The sequence below is a fragment of the Microcoleus sp. B3-D7 genome (assembly GCF_036705305.1).
Classification (GTDB): Bacteria; Cyanobacteriota; Cyanobacteriia; order Cyanobacteriales; family Microcoleaceae; genus Microcoleus.
In genome coordinates, this window is the sequence record NZ_JAUBUE010000037.1 from 1 (window position 1) to 21,442 (window position 21,442).

Below are 21,442 nucleotides of genomic sequence, written 5' to 3' on the forward strand. Positions count from 1 at the left end.
CGTTTTGGCATTCTTTATTTGATGGGGGTGGTGTTCCTCCCGATCATATCATGGTTAATCGACCGGACATGATATAACTTGGTAATTCTGTTAGAAAAAAGAGAGAATTCTTTGAATCACTTGGGTATTAAAATTTTTCGGAAAGCGGTGTCTTTCCTGAGCGTGATCGAGAAAGAAAGTCTTGGGATAATAAGCAAGACCGGCTTCCATCTCGCTAATTTTTTCTAATAAGGGTTCGATCTGATCGATTTTGTCGGGATGGCGATGTTGGATGAGAGTCGCAGCATTCCTAAAATGCCGCCCCTCATCCTGCGTCACCAAATGTCCTACGCGAGCAAAGCCGTTCCCATAGTGTTGGTAGAATTCCTTAATATCCCGGTGATAAGACCACACGGAACCCATTTCGTCAAACATTAAACCAACTAGAATGGTGAATTCGTTCTCAATCAAAAACGAGATCGGTTCGAGTTCATGCACCCGACTCTGGTTTTTTTGGTCGATCGCCTCTGGGGACAAACCTGATACCATGTGATAGACCTTACGTAGAGCAACGTAGTGCCGTAATTCGTCTTGCAGCCAAAGTTCGATCGCACTCATGAATTCTAACGAGAACTCCGAACTGCGAGATAGCAGATGCTCGTAGAGTGGCTGACTGTCTCCCTCAGAGAACACATCTCGGCTCAAGAGATCCATAAATCCAGCCTGAATTGTAGGCGCGACTTCGGGAATTTTCAACTCATCGGCAATAAATTCATCTACACTCCACTCACTGCTAAGAATCGGAATTCCCCGGACATCATGAGTTTGTAATTTCATAGTTTTTCTGATTAGAAGTTAAGTATTCACCAGACGATCGCTCACGATATGCGGAACGATTAAGCAATGTCGTCCGGTGATCGGATTGGTATCTCCGCGCAATACGATGCCAGATGGAGTATCGCCGACAATCCAGGAACCTACGACGAAGTGGTAGCCAAAATATTCGGGCAAGGGTTGATAGGACTGAATAATGAATCCTTCGCGATCGTAGCCCATCGCCTCGCGGGCGTGAACTGCTCCGGCAACAAAATCGCCTGTTTCAATAGAAACCCCAACACCTTCTAGACCAACGAGAGGCTTTTTGACGTGCATTTGGGTCAGTAATGCTGTGGATTCGATCGAGATAGTATCTGTGAAGAAAGTGGGTAGCAAGAATTGAGCGTACACTGGGTGGTTGCCAAATAATTCCCACATCCAGACCATCGATCCTTTATTGCTTAAAATCTGTTTCCACAGCGGTTCAATGATTTTCACGTCCCCTGCTATCAGGCGCGATGCAAGGGCTTCCTCTGCGTTAAAAGATTGGGTGGCGAGTTGCAAATCCAGCCAATCGACGATTTTCCACAGCCGCAAGATGCGATTATTGAATTGATCGACAAAAAATCCTTCTTCATCCACGCCCAGATGGTTACGCAATCCTACAAGTTGGGTGAAAAAGCGATCGTTACCCAATTCTTGATTAATAATTTCCACCAGTTGTCCTGCCATCTCGGTATCTTCTGACAGATGCTCGTCAATTAACAAGCTCAGACCGAACTGCTTTAAATCATAATGACGACTTAGAGTGCGGAATCGACCCGCAACTTCATCCCAAAAGTTGTTGAACTGATCGGCATCGTTGGGGAGCGATCGCAAATCTCGGCTGTTTTTTTTCATGTCATCTAACCACAGCCATTGATAGACTGTTTCTGCACCCAAGAGAGGAGTTTCCCCGTTGATTTCTAGAAGGCTAATTTTTCCATCTTCAGTGACTGCAAGATCGAAACGGGTATAAAGAGACATATCTTCTGCTTCGTCAACCCGATCCCACGAAACCTGAATTGCTTCCCAGAAAGCAGGGGGAATAGCGAGTTTTTTCATCCGATTTTCTAGGCCATCAGCGGTGAAAAACCAGTCCAAAAACTCCCGACACATATCCCACAGAGCCTCAGTAGCATCCCAGATCCTCGCCTCTTCCTGGCGCGAAAACATCACCCCAAAGGGACGGTCTAAGGCTTCTGCCCAGTAGCGTTGGTTGATGTCTGCAAGAGGCTGACATTGGTAGGCGTTCTCTAATACGTGCTGCTGCCAGTTGCGCCGTCGCTGGAACAAAAAGGGATACATGGATGAAGCACCTTGCTAGTGAAACTGGAGAATATGGAAAAATAGATAAAAATCGGTCTTGGTTACTTGCCTCCGCTTCCCAAAGGAGCCGTGGAACGGACTGCGCTACCAAACCTCCCTCGTCCTTTGATGGTTCCCTGAGCTGCGTGGCCTGCGGGGCGATTTGGGGTGTCGCCACTGGAGGAAAAGTAGGGAGAATCTAGCGGTATGCCCTGTAGGGGACGAGTAATCTGGGTTCTATCGGGAGTTACAATTCCGATGTTGGAGCGGTAAACTGGTTGCACTGGATAAACCGTGTAGGAGCCGCCGTTGACGCCGTTGACCACTGTTGGAGGGGCATCATCATCGACATCATCGGTGAAATAGAAGCCGCCGAACTCTGGTCGCCATCCGGGGGTAGCAGCGCTGGAATTCGATACCTGCGAGCAAATGCTTGCTGTGTCTTCTTGGCATTCTGGCTGCGTGCGATACACGGGCGTAATGCGTTCGTATTCCTGCATTGCGTACCGGAACTGGGCCTGACACTGCTCTTTGGTGAACCCGTTGCTTTGGTTCATCGCATCTACAATACATTGCTGTTCGGATTCGTAGTAGCGTACTTCGTTGCGTTGGTGCAACATGGTATAAGCAAGATAGCCTAATCCACCGATCGCCAGTACACCTGATGTAATTAGAAGGTAACGAATTGTTGTCGTTCGATTGTTGTTATGAGTCATGGCTAACCGGAGGTTAGAGTCATTATTTCAAAGAACCTGTAATGTGATGAATTTGCTGCCACTGAGATGATTGGATTTACACGGTCAGCCACAGTTCAAGTAATTTACCTAAGTCTGTGAGTTGGAACTCAGGACTTTGATTATAGCTTTTACTACATGGCCCGATTCAGGGTTTCCTCGATCGCAGCAAATTATCTTCCTCAAATATTTGATTTCAAATTCACCTTTTTTGACTGCGCTGATTTCGCTGGCGATCGAGCTTTGCCAAAGCAGCACCGGAAACATCCGCGAGAATGCTAATTATCCGATACAAAGCCACCGCACTCAGAATTATACCCGTAGAAAAGCGATCGGACAGCAGGGCGATCGCCGTTGCTTCAAATACTCCCATTCCCCCCGGTGCACCCGGTACGACTAAACCGACAACAAACGCAAAACAAAAAGCACCGAACAAGTTGGGAATATTGCTAAAGTTCACTGGAGTTAAAGCCGTTACAGTTAGCAAAAAACCGCAGCCCCGCAATCCGATAAAACACATTTGTCCGATTAACGGCACTAAAGGATAGCGTTTAATTGGCAAATTAATTTGGCGGCGGGACTTGACACCCAATGTTTTTTTAGTTAGATTGGAGCTAGACTCTGTAGGAAAATTTAGTTGATCCTCCGCCACCTCCTCAGCCTTTGAAATTTCCCCATCGTTCTTGGATAACTTCAACCGCTCTACAAAGAGAACGATCGGATTTAAAATGCGGGGATGAATCGCCGTTAAAATAGCAGCCCAACCGACAATCCGCAAAAACCAATTGATTTTGTCAAAACAAATCAACCCAATCAAAACGCCCGCAGAAGCCATCAGCAGCGGTTCCAGCAACACGCTGAGAGTAGCAGCTTTGGGGAAAATTCCTGCCTTTTTTGCGTCCAATATTCGACCCCAAAAATGCCAAATATTCCCCGGTAAATACTTGGCAATATTAGTTTTGAGAAAAACTTGAATCGCCCAGGCGGCAGTTACAGGTTGGCGGAATTCTCGCAAAATCAACATCCACACCCAGCCGACAAAAATTAGAGACAATAAAGTGACGCCGAGGGCGATCGCCAGCAACGGAAAACTTTCGGCTCGAATTTGGATATTCGCGACTTCTCGCCAGTGAGTTAAAAAAGCTTTGGCAATAAATAAAAACGTTCCGCCCAAAATCAAATAGCGCAAATAAGGCTTTAAATGCGACTTCGCGATCTTCAAAAAATTCTGAATTCGATGCAAGTGTGGTTTTCCCATTTTCCGATCCCGATTTTGAATTTGGGATGAAGTTATACTGTTTTAGATTTTATGTTTTAGAGAGGGTAAAGCGGAATTGTGGTTAATTTACACGGCATGAGATGACGGAATAAATCTGTTTAACCTGAGATGTTGCACCCTTGTCAAGAACGGGCAAGATGCCCGTTCCACAAAAAATGAATTTTCTTGTGGAACAGGCATCTTGCCTGTTCCTAAACAAGTAATTGAGAATGGTGGAACATCTCAGTTTAACCTAACCTATGCAGACCTCTACAGACTGTGCCTAATGCCCGCCTTACGCACTATTTAGGGCATTTTTAACCACAAACTTAAATTTAAAATCTAAAATTTAGATCGATATACCTCGCTAGGAGTACATTTCTATGCCCGGCCCGAGCCCTGACGGTCTTTCCTATCTTTTAGATGATAGCCCCAATAGTTTCGCCTTGACTCCGGGCTTTTTGACTCCTTATCCTAACGGATTTTTTGCCCTTAGCGGCAACGATTTTATTATCGGTTCGTCGGATGCCGATCGCATCAGCGGCGATAATGGTAACGATCGCATTCTCGGCGGCAGCAATTCCGATACCCTGTTCGGGGGTGCAGACAACGATGTACTTAACGGCGGTGTCAGCAGCGACATCTTGTTTGGCGATGCCGGCAGCGATACCTTGCAGGGAGGTAAGGGAGATGACGCCCTCAACGGTGACTCCGGCAGCGACGTTTTAGTGGGCGATGGCGGCAAAGATATGCTGACAGGGGGTTTAAGTCCAGATACCTTTGTACTCCGCAGCGACTCCGCAGTCACCGATCCGGCTGCTGCCGACGTTATTACTGACTTTAACAGTTTTGTGGATTCGATCGGACTGACTGACAACCTTACCCAAGCTGACTTGATTCTCGAAGAAATATCGATCGCCCCCGGTATTTCCAATACATTAATTAAAATTCGCCAATCCAATGCTATTTTAGGCTTGGTAGCCAACGCATCTCCACAAGACCTCGCCGATACATTCATCTCTGCAACTACCGTATTGGGCAACCAACTCAGCGAAGCTCGCGATTTAGGCATTTTGGGCGACACTCAAACGATCGCAGACTCGCTTAGCAACGCCCGGCCAGACGGCCTTTACCGCTTTACTTTGCCTGCAACTAGCGACTTTAAATTAAGTGTCAGCGGTTTGACGGCTGATGTTGACGTGGCATTAATTAAAGATCTTAACGGCGACAATTCTATTGACTTCACCGATATTATTGCTTCTTCTCAACAACCGGATTTATCGCCGGAGTCGATCGACATCAACGGTTTAGCCGCAGGAACTTACTTTCTCCGAGTTTATCAATACCAAGGCAGTACAAATTTCTCCCTCAATCTGTCTGCAACCCCGGCAACTGTTTTTACTAACAATGCGAGCAACTTGCAGGGTTTTGACTCTCGTTTTGGGTTCGGTTTGGTGAATGCAGCGGCGGCAGTTGCTAAAGCTCGAGGTACTGCACCTTTTCCTGACGTTCCCGACTTGGGCGGCGACGAGTGGGGCAGAGATTTAATTAAAGCTCCGGAGGTTTGGGCCCAGGGCTTGACAGGAGACGGAATTGTGGTGGCAGTTATCGACAGCGGAGTTGACTACAATCACCCGGATTTGACGGGGAATATTTGGAGTAATGCGGGGGAAACCGGTGTTGATGCGATCGGTCGCAATAAAGCTAGCAACGGGGCTGATGATGACAACAATGGCTTTGTTGACGATTTCCGGGGATGGGATTTTGTCAACAACGATAATGACCCGATGGATGATAACAATCACGGCACTCATATCTCGGGTTTGGTTGCTGCGAAAAAAGATGGGGTTGGGATTACTGGAACGGCTCCAACTGCGAAGATTATGCCTTTGAAAATACTTGATGGGGCAGGAGTAGGTAAAATTCGGGATGAAATTAATGCGATTAATTATGCGGTGGCAAATGGAGCGAAGATAATAAATGTGAGTTTGGGTGGCCTACAGTTGAATGCTCAAGAATTGGATGCGATTCGGGCGGCGGAAGCTCAAGGCGCGATCGTGATTTCGGCGGCGGGAAATGATGCTCGCCCACAAGTAGATTATCCGGCTCGGTTTGCCAATGAGGTAGGGATTGCTGTCGGTGGTGTTACCCGAAATGGCTTGTTTGGGAATTATTCTAACCGGGCAGGTGCGGAGACAATTAATTATTTTGTTGCTCCCGGCGGCGACGGTGGCACGACGGATTCTGGTGACGTTTATTCAACTGTGCCGCTTTCTCAACCGGGGATTCCCTATCGATATTTTGCGGGTACTTCAATGGGAGTGCCACAAGTATCCGGGGTGATAGCTTTGATGTTGCAAGCTAATCCGAGTCTGACTCCTGCTGATATTAAGAGGATTCTTGCGGAAACTGCGAATCGATCGGTTTGAATTTGATGCAAGTGCGATCGATCTACAATCCTCCATCTTCTACCAATTATTAAAAGTAAACCGTAGGGACACCGCAATGCCGTGTCCTACTCCCCGCGCCGGACACGCAATGTCGTGTCCCTACTTTTCATAATTGGTATTAAAAATTGGCGGCGTAAGTTAAGTCAAATTGGCGGCACAGGGTGATGCAGCAGTAGCTTGGTCGATCGAATACTAACTCGTAATTCATGTGCCCATCTATTTTGGTGATCGGCTGCTTTAAAGGGATGCCCTGAATATCGTATTGGCGGCGTTCTAAGGCACTCCAGTCGATAATTTTGAAGTCGATTTGGTTCTGCAACTCAGTTGCGATCAGATATAGGTGCATCTTGTCTTCAACTTTCCCAGTCAGGGGAACTTTTATTAACACTGACTGGGTGACGAGGGGTTTTTGGTCGTTGGGATGCTTCTGGGTGTGGCAGCTTTTGAGTTCTATATCGTAAGGTTCTACCTTGAATTTCTCTCCACTGGCGATCGCAGATGAGTGCAAATCTTTCAGGCACTTTTCTAGGTGAGGAATCAGCCCTAAGTCTGGATCGCACAGCAGTTTACGAATGTTGGAGGTTTCAGTGACTGTCATTTGAGATTTTTGATGTTATTTTTTGATTCTTAACTTTTAGCTTACCGCGAAAAGCCACCCTATTGAACTATACTTGCGACATAGTTCCAAAAATACCGCTTATGGTCAGTATGTCGCAGTGAATAAGACATTTATTTTTTGGCAGCAAACCCGTGTTTTTTGCCTTAATGTTTTAGATTATTTTTTGGTAATTTTCCACAGATTAAGCTCGACATTAGGGTCAGCCGGATCTATTTGATAGTTTTGTTGCTGAATTGCCGATCGCAAAGTAGGGGACGGTCTGTATAAAAACAACTCACTGAAACCGCCGGGAATTTGCGGGGGTTGGGGTTTTTTCTTTGCCAATTCTCGATTTTTGTAGCAAGAAGTGTAACAGCGAGGTTCTATTAGCAGTTGGACTTTGGGTTGCAGGTGATAACTTAAAGGCATGATGTATGCAATGTTGGTATCGCTGATTATCAGGGGATTGCTGGCAGAATTGACAGTCGCGGCTACTTCCAAGGCACGCAACCAACCGCTACCTTTATTCCACCAAATATCTGCTTGAGAACTAACTCCACCGGATACAATACCTGCGAAAAAAACTCCAACTATAACTATTTTCCAGAGTTTTTGCTGTTTTAAATTATCCAAATTGTTACTAATTTTCGCAGACATCAGGTAAGCCACTGCTAGGTGAATTCCCACATAACAAGGAACTAAATATCGCGGATTTGCTGATCGCCTTCCACCCTTGATTAGATCAGGTACTGCTAAAAACAAAGCAGTTGTTGCAATTAATAACAATACAATCAACCACACTCGCTTTGGTGTTTGTCGGCATAGATAATAAAGGGCATAGCCGACTAAAGCTAGAACCATGATTCCAACTGGAATTACCAAGGCTAGTTGTGTAGCGTTGGCAGTTCCATCAATGCCAATATCAAAAAATGCTATGGTGATGGAACCAACCCACCTGCTGACTAATCTTAAGAAATTTGTTTGTTCTGCCCATACAGTTGTGCTTCTAACTTGATTGAAGTTTTCTACAGTATTTACGAGGGAAGGCATGAAGCAGATCAAAGCGATTAAAGCTGCTACATAATAGGAAATGAATGTTTTCACATCGCGCCAGTTGGCAATAACTGCGACGTAGATTGCGTGGGCGGCAGCGACGCAGACAAATAACAAGTGGGTGTACAATCCCAGTGTTGCTGTGCCTGCATAAAGCGCCCAGGAAAGAACGACGGCGACAGCATTTTGATTTTCGTCAGAGCGCATTGCTCGCAGCAAGGCTGCACTAGATAAAATAGTAGTTAATGTCCACAAACTGTACTGTCTTGCTTCTTGGGCAAATATGATGTGGTAGGGAGAAATGGCGAAAATTGCGATCGCCATCCACGCTACGGCTGAAGATTCAAATAACTCCCAAGCCAGCCAATAAATTGCGGGAAATACTAGCAGGCTAATCACGGCGGCCAAACTTCTCATTACGGCAATGGAACTGCCGAACCATTGCGCCCAATATCGCGCTAGTACATAATACAGAGGCGGGTGTTGGGGGTCTTCTGTTGCTAAAGAATTCAGGGTATCCCTTAAAGTTTTTTCGGAATTTATCTGCTGATATTTTTGTAAATCCGCAGGCGAGGTTATTTTCTGGTAGGAAATTTGTTTGATTATTTCGGCTTCAGTGTAGCCAGAAACTCTCAAAGAAGTATATGTTTCGTCGATCCAGTAAAATTTGCGATCGAGATTGGCGAAGCGAAATAAAATACCTATGACTAATACGGCGATAATAAAAAATCGCAGCCACTTGTCAAGTGAAGGGTTATGAGAATTTAGTCGATCGCAATTTTTCGGAAATTCCATTTTAAACAAGCTCACCTGCTTTTGCTATATAAAACATCATTTGTTGACTATTTTGCCTAGGATAATTTCGTCATTTTCCGCATAGATTGTTTGTATTTTATATTGATTACTTTTGGCAATTTTTGTCTTTAATTCGCGAGAAATACTGTACAAAAAAATCTCGTTAAAATTCTCCGGAATTTCAACATTATTTTTAGGTGGCATTAGTAATAATTTAGCTTTGGGATCGAGTTGGTGACTCATACCGAGTAAATTGCCGATATCCCATACAATATACTCTGAAAAGTCTGTTATGATTAATGGCTTAGAAGCTGAGTTGACTGTACGGGCGATCGAAACGTTAAGAAGAGAGCCAGATTTATTCCACCAATTATCTGCTGACACATAGAGGGAGCAAGACGCAATTCCCATTGAGAGCAGAACAACGAGAGCTAATCTCCACAGCTTTTGTAATTGAGCTGTAACTTGAACTTGAGTAAAAAAATAAGCCACAGATATCTGGATTCCTAAATAACAGGGAATCATGTAACGAGTGTTGACAGATCGAATCCCTCCCCTAATTAAGTCCGCTGGTAATAAAAATCCTACTATCACGAACGTTAATGTCACAACAAACAACCAAACTCGCATTTTCGTTTTACATACAAGTAAATAAAAAGAATACCCTACCATTATTAAAATCATTAAAATAACTGGCAGAGTAGATATCAAATATGGTCGTGACAAATTCCAGTAAAATCCCACATCAAAAAATTGATTGGTAATGTTCAATACCCAACTTTTTATCAATTCTGAAATAGGTCTTCTCAGAGACAGCCAGGATGTTTTATCAGTGGCATTGCCCGAGTTTTTTATAAAAGCTATAATCCAAGGAGACAGAGCAATCAATCCTGTTATTGATGCTAGCAAATAGCCAATTACCGTCTTGTTAAGCCGGAATTTTTCGATAACTAATACATAGATTCCATGTCCTATTGCAACTATTCCAAATAAGAGGTGAGAATAAAATCCAACTACTAATGTTACACCATAAATTGCCCAACTACTATTAGTTTTTAGGCGCATTGCTCGTAGCAAGACCGCGCTTGACATTAAAATTAACATGACAAACAAGCTGTAAGGTCGAGCTTCCTGAGCATAAACTACCTGAAAAGGCGATACAGCTATTATGGCAACTGCTAACCAAGCTGTCACCGATGACTCAAATAATTCTAAGCATAGCCAATACATACAAGGTAATGCCAGCACGCTAAAAACCGCCGACAAACTTCTAGTTACTGCGATTGAATCTCCAAACAGTTGCACCCAGAATCTCACTGCTACAAAGTACAGGGGAGTAAGTTGAGACTCTTCTAATGCCAATCCTTTTACGGTGTCAAAAACGCTTTTCTCTGTATTTATTCGCTGGTACTTTTGTAGAGTGTTTATTTCCTTGATTTGACCGTCACCAAACTCTTGAATAAATTCAGATTCTGTATAACCCGAAATCCGCAGAGAAGTGTAACCTTCGTCTAGCCAGTAAACTTTTTTTTCGAGATTGGCGAAACGAAAAAATATACCCAGGACTAATATAACTATCATTAAAACTCTCATCCACTTGCCAAGTGAAGGATGGTGATAATTTAGCCTAGCACCATTTTTTGTATATTCCATTTTAAATAAATTTAATTATAACAACAGAATAGCCCAGCCCCGACTTCTTTGAACCAAGATAGCATATACCCGACTTCTTTAAGAAGTCGGGTATCAAATCTTAATCAAACGAATTTAAGATTAATCATCTACTCCTTCAATCGGCGCAAAACCTTGCCGCTGAATATTTTCGGTTATGGTGCGGGGTTCGAGGAATTGCAGCAAATAATCCGGGCCACCCGCTTTAGAACCAACCCCCGAAAGTTTGAATCCTCCGAAAGGTTGCCGCGATACCACAGCGCCGGTAATTCCGCGATTGATGTACAGGTTTCCAACTTCAAAATCCGATGCGGCTCGATCGATATGCGAAGGCGTGCGAGAATACAATCCGCCGGTTAAAGCAAAATTTGTACCGTTAGCAATAACAATCGCTTCGCTGAAATTTTTTGCCCGCATCACCGACAAAACTGGGCCGAAAATTTCTTCTTGGGCGATAGTTGCTGTCGGGGATACTTCCGTAACAATGACTGGGCCGACAAAATAACCGGTTTCCGGTGCCGGCATTTCTAAAGCTATTTTAGCTTCGGCGCGACCTTTTTCGATGTATTCGCGGATGCGCGACTGGGCATTTGCATCGATCACAGGGCCGACTTGAGTGCCGGGATTTTCTGCGGGGCCGACATTGAGCGATCGCGTCGCTTCTACCAATCTTGCCACAAAATTATCGTACACCGATTCGACTACAATTACTCGCGAACAAGCGGAACATTTTTGGCCGCTGTATCCAAATGCCGAATAAACTACGCCTGCAACTGCTTGGTCTAAATCCGCACTTTCATCGACAATAATTGCATTCTTGCCGCCCATTTCCGCAATTACTCGTTTCAGGTGTTTTTGTCCAGGCTGTAAAATCGCAGCATCGGCATAAATCTGACAGCCCACTTCCTGAGAACCGGTGAAAGTAATCATGTGAACGTCGGGGTGTTTCACCATGTAAGCGCCGACGGTTGAACCTTTGCAAGGCACGTATTGAAACACGCCTTTGGGAATGCCAGCTTCTAGCAAAATTTCTGTAATTTTTGCTGCAATTACTGAGGAAACTTCCGCAGGTTTGAGCAAAGTACAATTACCTGCAACCAGCGAGGCAACTGTCATGCCAACGGGAATTGCGAGGGGGAAATTCCAAGGCGAAATAATTAAAGAAATGCCGCGCGGCTGATAGGTGTAGCGGTTAGTTTCTCCGGGAATGTCGTAATTTTTCCCTTGTTCTAACCGTTCCATTTCGTCGGCGTAGTAGCGGCAAAAATCTATAGCTTCGGAAACTTCGGCATCGCATTCTCTGACGGGTTTGCCGACTTCAAACACCATCCAAGCTGACAGTTCGTGCCGCCGCTGTTCCATCAACTCAGCGGCTTTGCGGAGGACGCCGGCGCGCTGGCGGACGGGGGTTTTCCGCCAACTGGTGGAGGCTGATTTTGCTGCTTCAAGGGCTTGTTTGGCTTGTTCTTCGGAAAGCAATCCGATTTTGCCAACTACTTCTGTGGGATTGGAAGGGTTGAGAGAGTTAACTGTTGCTTCAGTATTTTGGTACTCGCCATTAATTAGCGGTAAATAGGTTTTACCTAAGTTAGCCCGCACTGATTTGATGGCTGTTTCTGCTTGTTGCCGCAATTTGGTATTGGCGTAGTCGGTATCGGCAACGTTGGGAAATACTTTGCTGTAAACTAGCTGGTCATTTCCGTTAGCAACTGGCGCGGCTAACAATTGTTCGATCGGCATTTCTTCGGAACTTTGCCGGATGAAAGAACTGTTGGCGGTATTTTCCAGCAAACGGCGGATCAAATAAGCCATTCCCGGCAGCAAATCGCCGTAGGGGCAGTAGACTCGAACGCGATAACCCCGATCGACCAAAAGCTTAGCCAATTTGTCGCCCATGCCATACAGTACCTGCATTTCAAAGCGGCGGCGCGGTATATTGAGAGTTTCGGCAATGGCGATCGCCCTGGCTTGCGATCGCACATTATGACTGCCAATAGCTGCATACAAATATTCGTGATTTTCTAGCAGCAACTGCGTCATCTGCTCGAAATTTGCATCGGTAGTAACTTTGTCATTGTAGACCGGCTGAGGCCAATCTTTCTGCATCGCTTTGATAGTTTCCTGATCCCAGTAAGCGCCTTTTACCAGCCGCACTGTTACCGGATTTCCGCGTTTTTTTGCCCAGGAAATCAGGTTTCGCAAATCTTGGGCACTGTCGCGCAAATATGCTTGCAATGTAATTCCAATATCCGTGCGACTGCGAAACTCTTCCTCTAACAATAAGTCTTTGAGAATTGTCAGAGTTAAACTTTTGTAAGCATACTGTTCCATGTCAAAATGAACAGCCGCTCCCAACTCCTTCGCGCGGCGCAGTAACAGGCGAATTCTCTCGCTTACTTTCTCCTCGCTACCTTTAGCATCCAACGGGTCAAACTGAGAATAAAAAGCCGTTAACTTTACGGATACTTGCACTCGTGGCAGAGTTTCGCCGTCAGCTTTGTCAATTGCATCTACTTGCGGCCAATTCTTCGCTGCATTCGCGAGTTCCTCCATCAATTCCAAATAGCGGTTAAGATAAATTTGCGCCTCAGCTTCAGTGATAACAGCTTCCCCCAAAAGGTCAACTGTAAAACCCATTTTATCTTTGCGAAGTCGCTCTAAGGTTTTAATTACCTGCTTGATATTTTCCCCAGAAATATACTTGTGCGCCAAAGTTTCCACAGCAGGCGCAACCGTCGTCGCCGCCAATTGACCCGGAACCGAATCAGGGCTAGCAAAGTTGAGCAATTTTTTCAATGCTTCGGGCAATTCTACCTCTTGGGCGGTCAGGTATTCTTGCAAGTGGCGGGCAATTTCCGGCCTGCTGCGGAGGGCCGGCAAACAGTCAATAAATCGAAACAACTGCACCCGCAGTCCGGGGCTGGCCATCGCCCAATCCATGAGTTTGTCGTCCCAGCGCATTTGGTCTTGGAGTTGACCGAAAAAAGAGCGCTTTTTCTCTTGAGTTGCCCGCAATATTTCTTTGGCAATTTCTTGAGTTTTTTCTTCGTAGATGTTTTCAGATACTTGTGCGATCATTGGTAATAAGTAATTTGTAATTTGTAATTAGCTACAGGGGGACTTTATGTATTTTGTAAATACCCCCTGATACAATTATAGTTGCTATTTGACTTCAATTTTAACTTGGTAGTTTGCTTGGCGATCGCCTGAAATTTCAATAGTATAATCGCCGCTACTGGCTAGTTGACCTTGCCACTGACCTGTGCTATCAGCAGTACCTAAATTTTCACCGTTAGGAGCAATAATTGCGGCGCTAACTTGACCTTCTTGAACATTTATTGTCATGCTTTGGCCGCTATTGCACTCCAGTAAGTAGCGCCTGGATATGTTGGCTCGCAAACTATTGCTCAGAGTAGTTCCCGTAGCACCAGCTTGAAAGTAAACTCGCTCGGTTACAGGGGTTTCAACCGCAGCGGGAGAAGGAGAAGGAGAAGGCAAAGGAGAAGGCAACGGCGAAGGCAACGGCGAAGCAAGTTGCGGAACGCCAGACACAGAGGGTATTTGAGTGGGACGGGGCGACGGATAGATTGTGGCGGGCAGTCGAGTTCCAGGTGCTGGGGGAAGTCCGGGCCGGCGGCTGGCGGGCGCTGTTGCCACAGGCGGAGGGCTTTCGGGGAGGGGTACGTCAGCGGGTAGTTTGATTTGCAGGTTCGCTCTTTCCTGATACATTCTCCACGCTAGCAAACTGCCGAGACTAAGGACGGAACCGACTAACATTCCGCTGAGAAAAACTGCTAAGATTTGCCAGGAGCGAGCTGGTTTTGGTTCGGGGTTGGCAGTTGGAATTGTTGGAGGCGGATAACTTGCAAGTTGAGTTGTTGCCGGCGCGCTATCGGCGGCAATTGGAATTGTTTCGGCCTCGTCGATTGGCGCTGAAATATCTTTGGACGCGACAATTTCTGCGGGAGTTTCTAGGGGTGCGGAAGTTGAATCGCCACTGGCAATTTCACTGCGATCGAACTCATCACTGGCAGTGGAAATTGTTTCCGGTTGCTGAGTCAAAATTTGTTTTTTTTCCTGTTCGTCGCTCATGGGGCTAAATTTATTTTACAAAGACCGCTTTTAGACATTTTACGTTACTGGTGCGATCGCCTGCACTGAACAACTACGGCAATGCTCTTGACAAATTGCCGTCCGTGTCTATCGAGAAATCTATCTGCTGGGGCGATCGCAATTTACCAATTTTCTGTAAATATTGAGTACAAATTGCGATCGCAAATTACTACTGGGCTCCAGTATTAGGCAAAGACTGCCAAAAAGGCCGCTCTTCTGGCTTCCTCACAGTATTAGTCGCCGACTGCACGTTTCCTTTCAATTCTTGATAATACCTGTCATCCAGAAAACTAACGCTGACGCCAGCAGGAAGCAGGAGTTGGCGCAATCTTTCCTGAGTGTAATCTACACCCTCAATCATTGGCCCGCGCGGATTTGAAACTAACAATTTGCCGTTAACTGGCACCGAATTGACCATATTAGGCCACCAAGCATAACCGCTGTAGCCAAACATCACCGGAACTTGAATAATTTGGTCGTCTCGGAGTAAAAATTCTCTTTTCAACTTCTCTATAATCGGATTAAGTTTCTGATTTTGCAAATAGAGATTGTGTTGAATTAAAGCGCGATTTTGCAAAGCGGCGCTGACAGTTGTTTGAGTGCTCAAACCGCGATTAATCGTCACATCGCCGTAACCTCTTCCCTCCAATTCTTCCAATAGCTTAACTCCGGCTTCGGGACTGGCGATCGCCATTACATATTGTCCGGGAGTTTGAGTGGGAATAAAATTGATAATTTCATCGACTTGGCGAGTCAGAAGCCAAGAAGTATCAATATCCACTGGCGGCCCTTGAATTCGCTGAGCTTGAATAAAATCAAGTACCTCTGGATTAAAACTAGCATTTCCCGAATTCCCGTAATAAACTCGACCCATTGGGTGTCCCGGAATCGGCGGTGTCACCTGCAAATTGCCGTATCCGTCAGACCACTGACTTACAGGGTCTAAAGAACGAGGATTGCCAATTTTAAATACTTTCAAATTCCGGTCTTGAGTTGATTTAACAGGCGGGTTTTTTTCGGGTTCGCTATTGCTTTTTAGGGCTACATTAAACAGGCGTATATCCGAGTTTTCTGGCAATTGAACGTAGCCGTTTTTCTGGGTATCTTGCATCCAAGTGCGATCGCCCTGGAGAATTTTTACTTTAGCGCCCGTGGGTTCTACTGCTTGTTTTAGTTGCGAGATAAATTCGCTGTTTACCGCGCCTCTGTCGCTGACCTGAACTTCGGTTACTGGTGCTGTATTGGGCGCTATCATCCAAGGACTAACGCCCATTTGGATTGTTGTAGAGGCGATTTCTTGGCCGTTGTTTTGGGCAGTGGCTTTGAGATTAACAGTGCCGTTCCAATTGCGATCGGCAAATTGTTTTGCTTCGACACCTAAAACAATATTTGTGCTGAAAACTAGAGGTTTAGCACCGGATATATCTACAGGTTGCCAGCCGTCGCCCGTCTTCTGAAAAACGCTGATGTGAGGGCTAGCAATGCTGTCAGCCGTAATAAATAACTGAGAGGTTTTGAAGTTTTCAGACAGTGTTAAGTTAACTTGAGAAAGCATTGCTGCACGGCGGGGAGCGCTAACTTTGGTTTGTTTCCAAGTCGGTATCTTGCCGCGATCGTTATTGCGATCGTTAAATAAAATTAGCGCGCCCTTGGACAAAGACCATTGTTCTTTTCCGGCTTCGTCTTGCTCGTTAATTTGGCCATCTCTGTTGGTATCTCCCGCAAAGAAAAAGTTCGGCGGCGACCCAGCAGGCGTAACTGGGGCGGGAGTAGGTGTTGCAGTTAATTCAGGAGTTGGTTGAGAAGTTGCTTGCTGATTTCTCTCTAACTCTTGTCTTTCAAGGTCTTGTCTGGCTAATTCTTGTCTGGCTAACTCTTGTCTTTCAAGTTCTTGTCTGGCTAACTCTTGCCTTTCAAGTTCTTGTCTTTCAAGTTCTTTTCTGGCTAATTCTTGCTTTTCAAGTTCTTGTCTGGCTAACTCTTGCCGTTGGAATTCTTGCCTTTCAAGTTCTTGTCTGGCTAATTCTTGCCTTTCAAGTTCTTGTCTTTCAAGCTCTTTTCTGGCTAATTCTTGCCTTTCAAGTTCTTTCCTGGCTAATTCTTGCCTTTGGAATTCTTGCCTTTCTAGTTCTTTTCTAGCCCGGTCTTTTTTCTCTTGCTCTTTTCTCTCTATTTCTCGACGAGCAAATTCTTTTTTCTCTTGCTCTTTGCGGGCTCGCTCTCTTATCTCTTCTTCCTCGGCTCTAACTTTCTCAATAGAACGTGCAACTTGCATTTCATAGGTAGCGACACTGAGGTTTCCTTGGTATTCGATGGTTTTGTCGATCGCCCCATCGGCCAAAAAAGAATCGTGAGGAATGAGTCGCAGCGTATTGATAGCCAACTGCCACAGCCGCTGGGACTGTTCCCAAGTAGCAGAAGAAGGATTAGAAGTGCGTCCTATTAAGACTGCTTGGGCGGCTAATTTAGCAGCATCGTCCCAATTATATTTGGCTCTTTCTTCTATTTGAATCTGACTTTGAACATTTTGGAGTTGCTGCGTCAGAGTTTGAGATTGCTGACGGTGGATTGCTGATTTCCAAAGTTCGGCCGGAAACGGGGCGCTGTCGGGAGTTTTGGCAAGGTTATCTAATTGTACTTTCAGTCGATCGCGCAATTTGTAGAGTTCGGAAAGGGATTGCGGAGTTTCGCGCTCTGGCTGTCGCGCAGAGAGTGCGAGTTGGTAGTTTAAGGAAGGTTGAGCCAGTGTTGTGGGGACTGCAACCCAAATAATACCGATGACGACACCGAAACCATTGACGATCGCGATCGCAATATATTTAACCAAGCGCATATAGTTTATCCTCAGACACGCCAATAATTTTACCTAATCTTGGGAGCAATGGGGGATTTAATTATAAGGACTTACGCATTCGGGCCCAGAAAACAGGTTTTTTACGAAAAGACGCGTTCTTACCCACAGATGAGGTAAGAAACCCGGTTTCTTTGTCGGAGTCCGTATGTCTTGTTATGGCAAATTCGTGCCATGTTTTAAGCACCCTCATTTTCTTTAATAGTTGCTTCAATTTCGTCTGGGTAAGGCTCGGCATCAGCCCACGGATTTACCAAATCAACGACAACGAAGTCCCTCTCGCTGGAGACTGAAGAATATTGATATCAAAACAAAACCCCAACAAAAACCCGGTTTCTACAAGAAACCGGGTTTTATCATCCGCGTTAATCCGCGTTAATCTGCTGTTAAAAAATCCTACAACTGCTTCACCTCAGAAACCAATTTGGCAACCACATCCTTAGCGCTACCAAACAACATCATCGTCTTATCCTTGTAGAACAACTCATTATCTACACCGGAAAAACCAGCACTCATCCCGCGCTTAATCACGATCGTATGTTTGGCCTTATCAACCTCCAAAATCGGCATCCCGTAAATCGGGCTCGCCGTATCGTGACGCGCCGCCGGATTCACCACATCATTCGCCCCGATTACCAAAGCCACATCAGTTTCGTCAAACTGCGGATTGATATCGTCCATATCGTACAACTGCGGATAAGGCACGTTTGCTTCCGCCAACAGCACATTCATGTGTCCCGGCATCCGCCCAGCCACCGGGTGAATCGCGTATTTCACGTCAACACCCATTTTTTCCAAACCGTCGGCTAACTCGCGCACCGCGTGCTGTGCTTGCGCTACAGCCATTCCGTAACCGGGAATAATTACAACCGATCGCGCATAACCCAACATCATCGCACTTTCTTCGAGATTGATGCTGCGAACAGTTTTGTCAGTAGCACCAGCAGCCCCAGCAGCACCTGCAGCACTTCCGCCACCGCTACCAAAGGCGCTAAACAGCACACTAGAAAGCGATCGATTCATCCCTTTGCACATGATTTGCGTCAAAATAATCCCCGACGCGCCAACAAGTGCACCAGCGATAATCAGCATATTGTTCATCAAAATGAACCCAGCCACACTCGCCGCAATCCCCGAATAAGAGTTAAGCAGCGACACCACCACCGGCATATCACCACCGCCAATCGGGAGCACAAACATGATGCCCAAAATATTGGAAATCGCCACCAAAGCCAGGAATACCGGCACATTCTCCGGGTTAAACAGCATATAACCGCTGCCGGCTAAAAGTGCGATCGCCAGCATGGCATTAAACGGCTGTTGCAGCGGAAACGTCATGGGCGCACCAGGTAGCAATTCTTGCAGTTTCGCAAACGCCACAAGGCTACCAGTGAAAGTAATTCCGCCAATCAACACACCCAAAAGGATCGTGATTGTCGCGTCTGGAGTTGGCGATTCCGGGATGCTGAGATAGCGCCAGAATTCACCCACAGCAACGAGTGCAGAAGCCGCGCCCCCGAAACCGTTAAGCAAACCCACCATCTGCGGCATATCTGTCATCGCCACGGTATTCGCCATAATCGTTCCCAAAATGGAACCGACGATAATTCCGACAGCAATCAATTCGTAGCTGACTACTTGCTTTTCGAGCAAAGTACCGACGATCGCAATTAACATCCCGATCGCAGCTAACACATTCCCTTGACGCGCGGTTGCAGGGGAACCCAACTGTTTCAAACCGATAATAAACAAAGATGCGGCAACTAAATAACCTAGTTGAATGCCACTGGGCAGAAAATCGCTCACGCTTTAACCTCTTTTTTCTTGAACATTTGCAGCATTCGATCGGTTACTAAGAAACCGCCGACAACGTTAATTGTGGCCAGGGCGATCGCGATCGTCCCCAAAATCGAAGTAACAGTCACATTGCCTTGGCCTGAAATCAGAATTGCACCTAAAACCGCAATTCCCGAAATCGCATTCGATCCCGACATCAAAGGTGTGTGCAGCGTCGGCGGGACTTTATTAATTACTTCAAATCCCACAAACGACGCTAGAGTAAACACCACTAAACCTGCAATCAATCCTTCTGCCATAACACTTGGTAATTGGTAATTGGTAATTGGTGTGAAATTAACGCTAAAGTCCTTTATCTCTCGTTTGTTGCCGAGTCTCGATCCCCCTAAATCCCCCTTAAGAAGGGGGACTTTGAATACTTCTTGTTCCCCCTTCTTAAGGGGGGTTAGGGGGGATCTGGCCCTAGTCACCAAACAAAAAAAGCCTTTTCTGGAGATATTTAATCAGTTCTTCAGTCCTCTTAAGAGGACTTTAGCTTTGAGGCAGGGGTTTCAACCCTTGCCGGACTTGCCGGACTTTGCCTCATAACGACAGAATCTAACTGACGGCTGAAGCCTGAGCGGCCAAAGCATCGCGAACTCGCTGGTTGCTAATTTCACCGTCGCGGGCGACGCAAGCACCAGCAATGATATCGTCTTCAAAATTCAAATTGAGTTCCTTATCTTTCACCATCAACTGAAGTAAAGCCGAGATATTCTTCGAGTAAGTTTCGCTAGCGTGGACAGGCATCGAGGAGGGCACATTAATCGGGCCGATGACATTAACGCCGTTCCATTCAACATCTTTCCCCGCTTCAGAACATTCGCAATTGCCGCCTTGTTCCGCCGCGAGGTCAACAATTACCGATCCGGGCTTCATTTGAGAAACCATTTCTCTAGTAACTAAAATAGGTGCTTTTCTGCCGGGAACCTGAGCCGTTGTAATCACTGCATCGGAAGCGCTGACGTGTTGGGTGAGCACTTGGCGGGTGTATTCTTTAGCCGCTTCTGATAGCTCTTTAGCATAACCTCCGGCGGCGACGGTTTCTTCCTTGAGTTCGACATCAAGGAATTTAGCGCCCAAACTTTGCACTTGTTCTTTTGTTTCCGGGCGGATGTCGAAAGCTTCGACTACCGCACCCAAACGGCGCGCTGTGGCGATCGCCTGCAAGCCAGCAACGCCCACACCCATTACCAATACTTTCGCGGGGCGAATTGTACCCGCCGCCGTTGTCAGCATCGGAAAATACTTTGGCAAAGCTGCGGCTGCGATCAGTACCGCTTTGTAACCGGCGACGTTACCCTGAGATGACAGCGCATCCATGCTTTGAGCGCGGCTGGTGCGCGGGATCATTTCCATGCTGAATGCCGTTACTTTGCGATCAGCTAAACGCTGAACTAAAGCTGGATCTCCCAGAGGATTCAAAAATCCGATGAAAACGCCTCCTTCCCGGAGTTGATGAACTTCTGATTCTTGCAAGGCCCCGATTTTCACGACGACATCGGCTTCGCCCCACAGCCTAGCGGTATCGGCGACAACCTGAGCTCCCGCTTCTTCGTAAGCAAGATCCGAGAAAAAGGATTGTGCGCCGGCACCGGCCTCAACCCAAACTTCGACGCCCTGTTTGACTAATCGGGCTACAGCGTCGGGTACTAAAGCCACCCGGCGTTCCCCTGCTGCTATTTCTTTTGCGATCGCTAATTTCATACACTCTCCTTATTTAAGCCTTCCTAGGACGGTTGAAACCGCGCCTACACAGCAGACAAAACCTGCCTCCGCAGGTTTCTTGAAGTGCGATTTTTAATCGCCCGATGCCTTGCTTTACATTGAAGCAGCCGTTCCCCTAAACTTCTCTCGTTGATACTAAAGCCGATCGCCCAAATTCGACCCGTATCTTTAACTTATCTTATACATTCAAATTCGCTAAATTGTTCAGTTTGC

14 protein-coding genes are annotated in these 21,442 nt (G+C 46.1%); 1 reads left to right on the plus strand and 13 read right to left on the minus strand.

Features of this window, described 5'->3' with window-relative positions:
* Window positions 1-90: 90 nt before the first annotated feature.
* The 4 genes from QUB25_RS21660 to QUB25_RS21675 all read right to left on the minus strand — a co-directional run bounded on the left by QUB25_RS21660 (window position 91) and on the right by QUB25_RS21675 (window position 4,134).
* Window positions 91-816 carry a hypothetical protein gene (locus tag QUB25_RS21660; protein WP_333185944.1) on the minus strand — a complete coding sequence of 242 codons (726 nt, stop codon included), beginning with the start codon at window positions 814-816 and terminating at the stop codon, window positions 91-93.
* Between the two features lie 18 nt (window positions 817-834).
* Complete coding sequence (locus tag QUB25_RS21665) at window positions 835-2,142, minus strand: glutathionylspermidine synthase family protein (protein WP_333185945.1); 1,308 nt, start codon at window positions 2,140-2,142, stop codon at window positions 835-837.
* A gap of 62 nt (window positions 2,143-2,204) precedes the next feature.
* A complete protein-coding gene (locus QUB25_RS21670) occupies window positions 2,205-2,858 on the minus strand; it encodes a DUF1190 domain-containing protein (RefSeq protein ID WP_333185946.1) in 654 nt (217 codons plus the stop codon).
* 220 nt (window positions 2,859-3,078) lie between these two features.
* Window positions 3,079-4,134, minus strand: a complete 1,056-nt coding sequence (locus QUB25_RS21675; RefSeq protein ID WP_333185949.1) for a UPF0104 family protein — start codon at window positions 4,132-4,134, stop codon at window positions 3,079-3,081.
* Window positions 4,135-4,517: 383 nt separating this feature from the next.
* On the opposite strand from QUB25_RS21675, the gene QUB25_RS21680 reads away from it, so the two are divergent.
* Complete coding sequence (locus QUB25_RS21680) at window positions 4,518-6,563, plus strand: S8 family serine peptidase (protein WP_333185951.1); 2,046 nt, start codon at window positions 4,518-4,520, stop codon at window positions 6,561-6,563.
* 139 nt (window positions 6,564-6,702) lie between these two features.
* Here the strand turns inward: QUB25_RS21680 and QUB25_RS21685 are convergent, their stop codons facing one another.
* The 9 genes from QUB25_RS21685 to QUB25_RS21725 form a co-directional block, all read right to left on the minus strand.
* Window positions 6,703-7,182, minus strand: a complete 480-nt coding sequence (locus QUB25_RS21685; RefSeq protein WP_333185954.1) for a hypothetical protein — start codon at window positions 7,180-7,182, stop codon at window positions 6,703-6,705.
* 177 nt (window positions 7,183-7,359) lie between these two features.
* Window positions 7,360-9,030, minus strand: a complete 1,671-nt coding sequence (locus QUB25_RS21690; RefSeq protein ID WP_333185957.1) for a glycosyltransferase family 39 protein — start codon at window positions 9,028-9,030, stop codon at window positions 7,360-7,362.
* A 36-nt stretch (window positions 9,031-9,066) separates the two neighbouring features.
* Window positions 9,067-10,683, minus strand: a complete 1,617-nt coding sequence (locus QUB25_RS21695; protein ID WP_333185958.1) for a glycosyltransferase family 39 protein — start codon at window positions 10,681-10,683, stop codon at window positions 9,067-9,069.
* A 120-nt stretch (window positions 10,684-10,803) separates the two neighbouring features.
* On the minus strand, window positions 10,804-13,779 hold the full coding sequence (pruA, locus tag QUB25_RS21700; protein ID WP_333185961.1) for an L-glutamate gamma-semialdehyde dehydrogenase: 2,976 nt from the start codon (window positions 13,777-13,779) through the stop codon (window positions 10,804-10,806).
* 84 nt (window positions 13,780-13,863) lie between these two features.
* Entirely contained in the window at window positions 13,864-14,793 is a 930-nt protein-coding gene (locus QUB25_RS21705; RefSeq protein WP_333185964.1) for a hypothetical protein, read from the minus strand.
* 190 nt (window positions 14,794-14,983) lie between these two features.
* Window positions 14,984-17,647, minus strand: a complete 2,664-nt coding sequence (locus QUB25_RS21710; RefSeq protein ID WP_333185967.1) for a protein-arginine deiminase family protein — start codon at window positions 17,645-17,647, stop codon at window positions 14,984-14,986.
* 414 nt (window positions 17,648-18,061) lie between these two features.
* Complete coding sequence (locus tag QUB25_RS21715; RefSeq protein ID WP_333185970.1) at window positions 18,062-19,471, minus strand: NAD(P)(+) transhydrogenase (Re/Si-specific) subunit beta; 1,410 nt, start codon at window positions 19,469-19,471, stop codon at window positions 18,062-18,064.
* On the minus strand, window positions 19,468-19,761 hold the full coding sequence (locus tag QUB25_RS21720) for an NAD(P) transhydrogenase subunit alpha (RefSeq protein ID WP_006633295.1): 294 nt from the start codon (window positions 19,759-19,761) through the stop codon (window positions 19,468-19,470). Before QUB25_RS21720 ends, QUB25_RS21715 begins: the two co-directional genes overlap by 4 nt.
* Before the next feature lie 298 nt (window positions 19,762-20,059).
* Window positions 20,060-21,208, minus strand: coding sequence for a Re/Si-specific NAD(P)(+) transhydrogenase subunit alpha (locus tag QUB25_RS21725; protein WP_333076316.1), 1,149 nt, complete (start codon window positions 21,206-21,208; stop codon window positions 20,060-20,062).
* Window positions 21,209-21,442: the final 234 nt, after the last annotated feature.

Excerpts from the sequence above, each read along its gene's own strand:
- pruA (WP_333185961.1), bottom strand. The coding sequence starts at position 13,779 with ATGATCGCACAAGTATCTGAAAACATCTACGAAGAAAAAACTCAAGAA.
- QUB25_RS21705 (WP_333185964.1), bottom strand. The coding sequence starts at position 14,793 with ATGAGCGACGAACAGGAAAAAAAACAAATTTTGACTCAGCAACCGGAA.
- QUB25_RS21670 (WP_333185946.1), bottom strand. The coding sequence starts at position 2,858 with ATGACTCATAACAACAATCGAACGACAACAATTCGTTACCTTCTAATT.
- QUB25_RS21680 (WP_333185951.1), top strand. The coding sequence starts at position 4,518 with ATGCCCGGCCCGAGCCCTGACGGTCTTTCCTATCTTTTAGATGATAGC.
- QUB25_RS21675 (WP_333185949.1), bottom strand. The coding sequence starts at position 4,134 with ATGGGAAAACCACACTTGCATCGAATTCAGAATTTTTTGAAGATCGCG.
- QUB25_RS21665 (WP_333185945.1), bottom strand. The coding sequence starts at position 2,142 with ATGTATCCCTTTTTGTTCCAGCGACGGCGCAACTGGCAGCAGCACGTA.
- QUB25_RS21690 (WP_333185957.1), bottom strand. The coding sequence starts at position 9,030 with ATGGAATTTCCGAAAAATTGCGATCGACTAAATTCTCATAACCCTTCA.
- QUB25_RS21695 (WP_333185958.1), bottom strand. The coding sequence starts at position 10,683 with ATGGAATATACAAAAAATGGTGCTAGGCTAAATTATCACCATCCTTCA.
- QUB25_RS21685 (WP_333185954.1), bottom strand. The coding sequence starts at position 7,182 with ATGACAGTCACTGAAACCTCCAACATTCGTAAACTGCTGTGCGATCCA.
- QUB25_RS21720 (WP_006633295.1), bottom strand. The coding sequence starts at position 19,761 with ATGGCAGAAGGATTGATTGCAGGTTTAGTGGTGTTTACTCTAGCGTCG.
- QUB25_RS21725 (WP_333076316.1), bottom strand. The coding sequence starts at position 21,208 with ATGAAATTAGCGATCGCAAAAGAAATAGCAGCAGGGGAACGCCGGGTG.
- QUB25_RS21660 (WP_333185944.1), bottom strand. The coding sequence starts at position 816 with ATGAAATTACAAACTCATGATGTCCGGGGAATTCCGATTCTTAGCAGT.
- QUB25_RS21710 (WP_333185967.1), bottom strand. The coding sequence starts at position 17,647 with ATGCGCTTGGTTAAATATATTGCGATCGCGATCGTCAATGGTTTCGGT.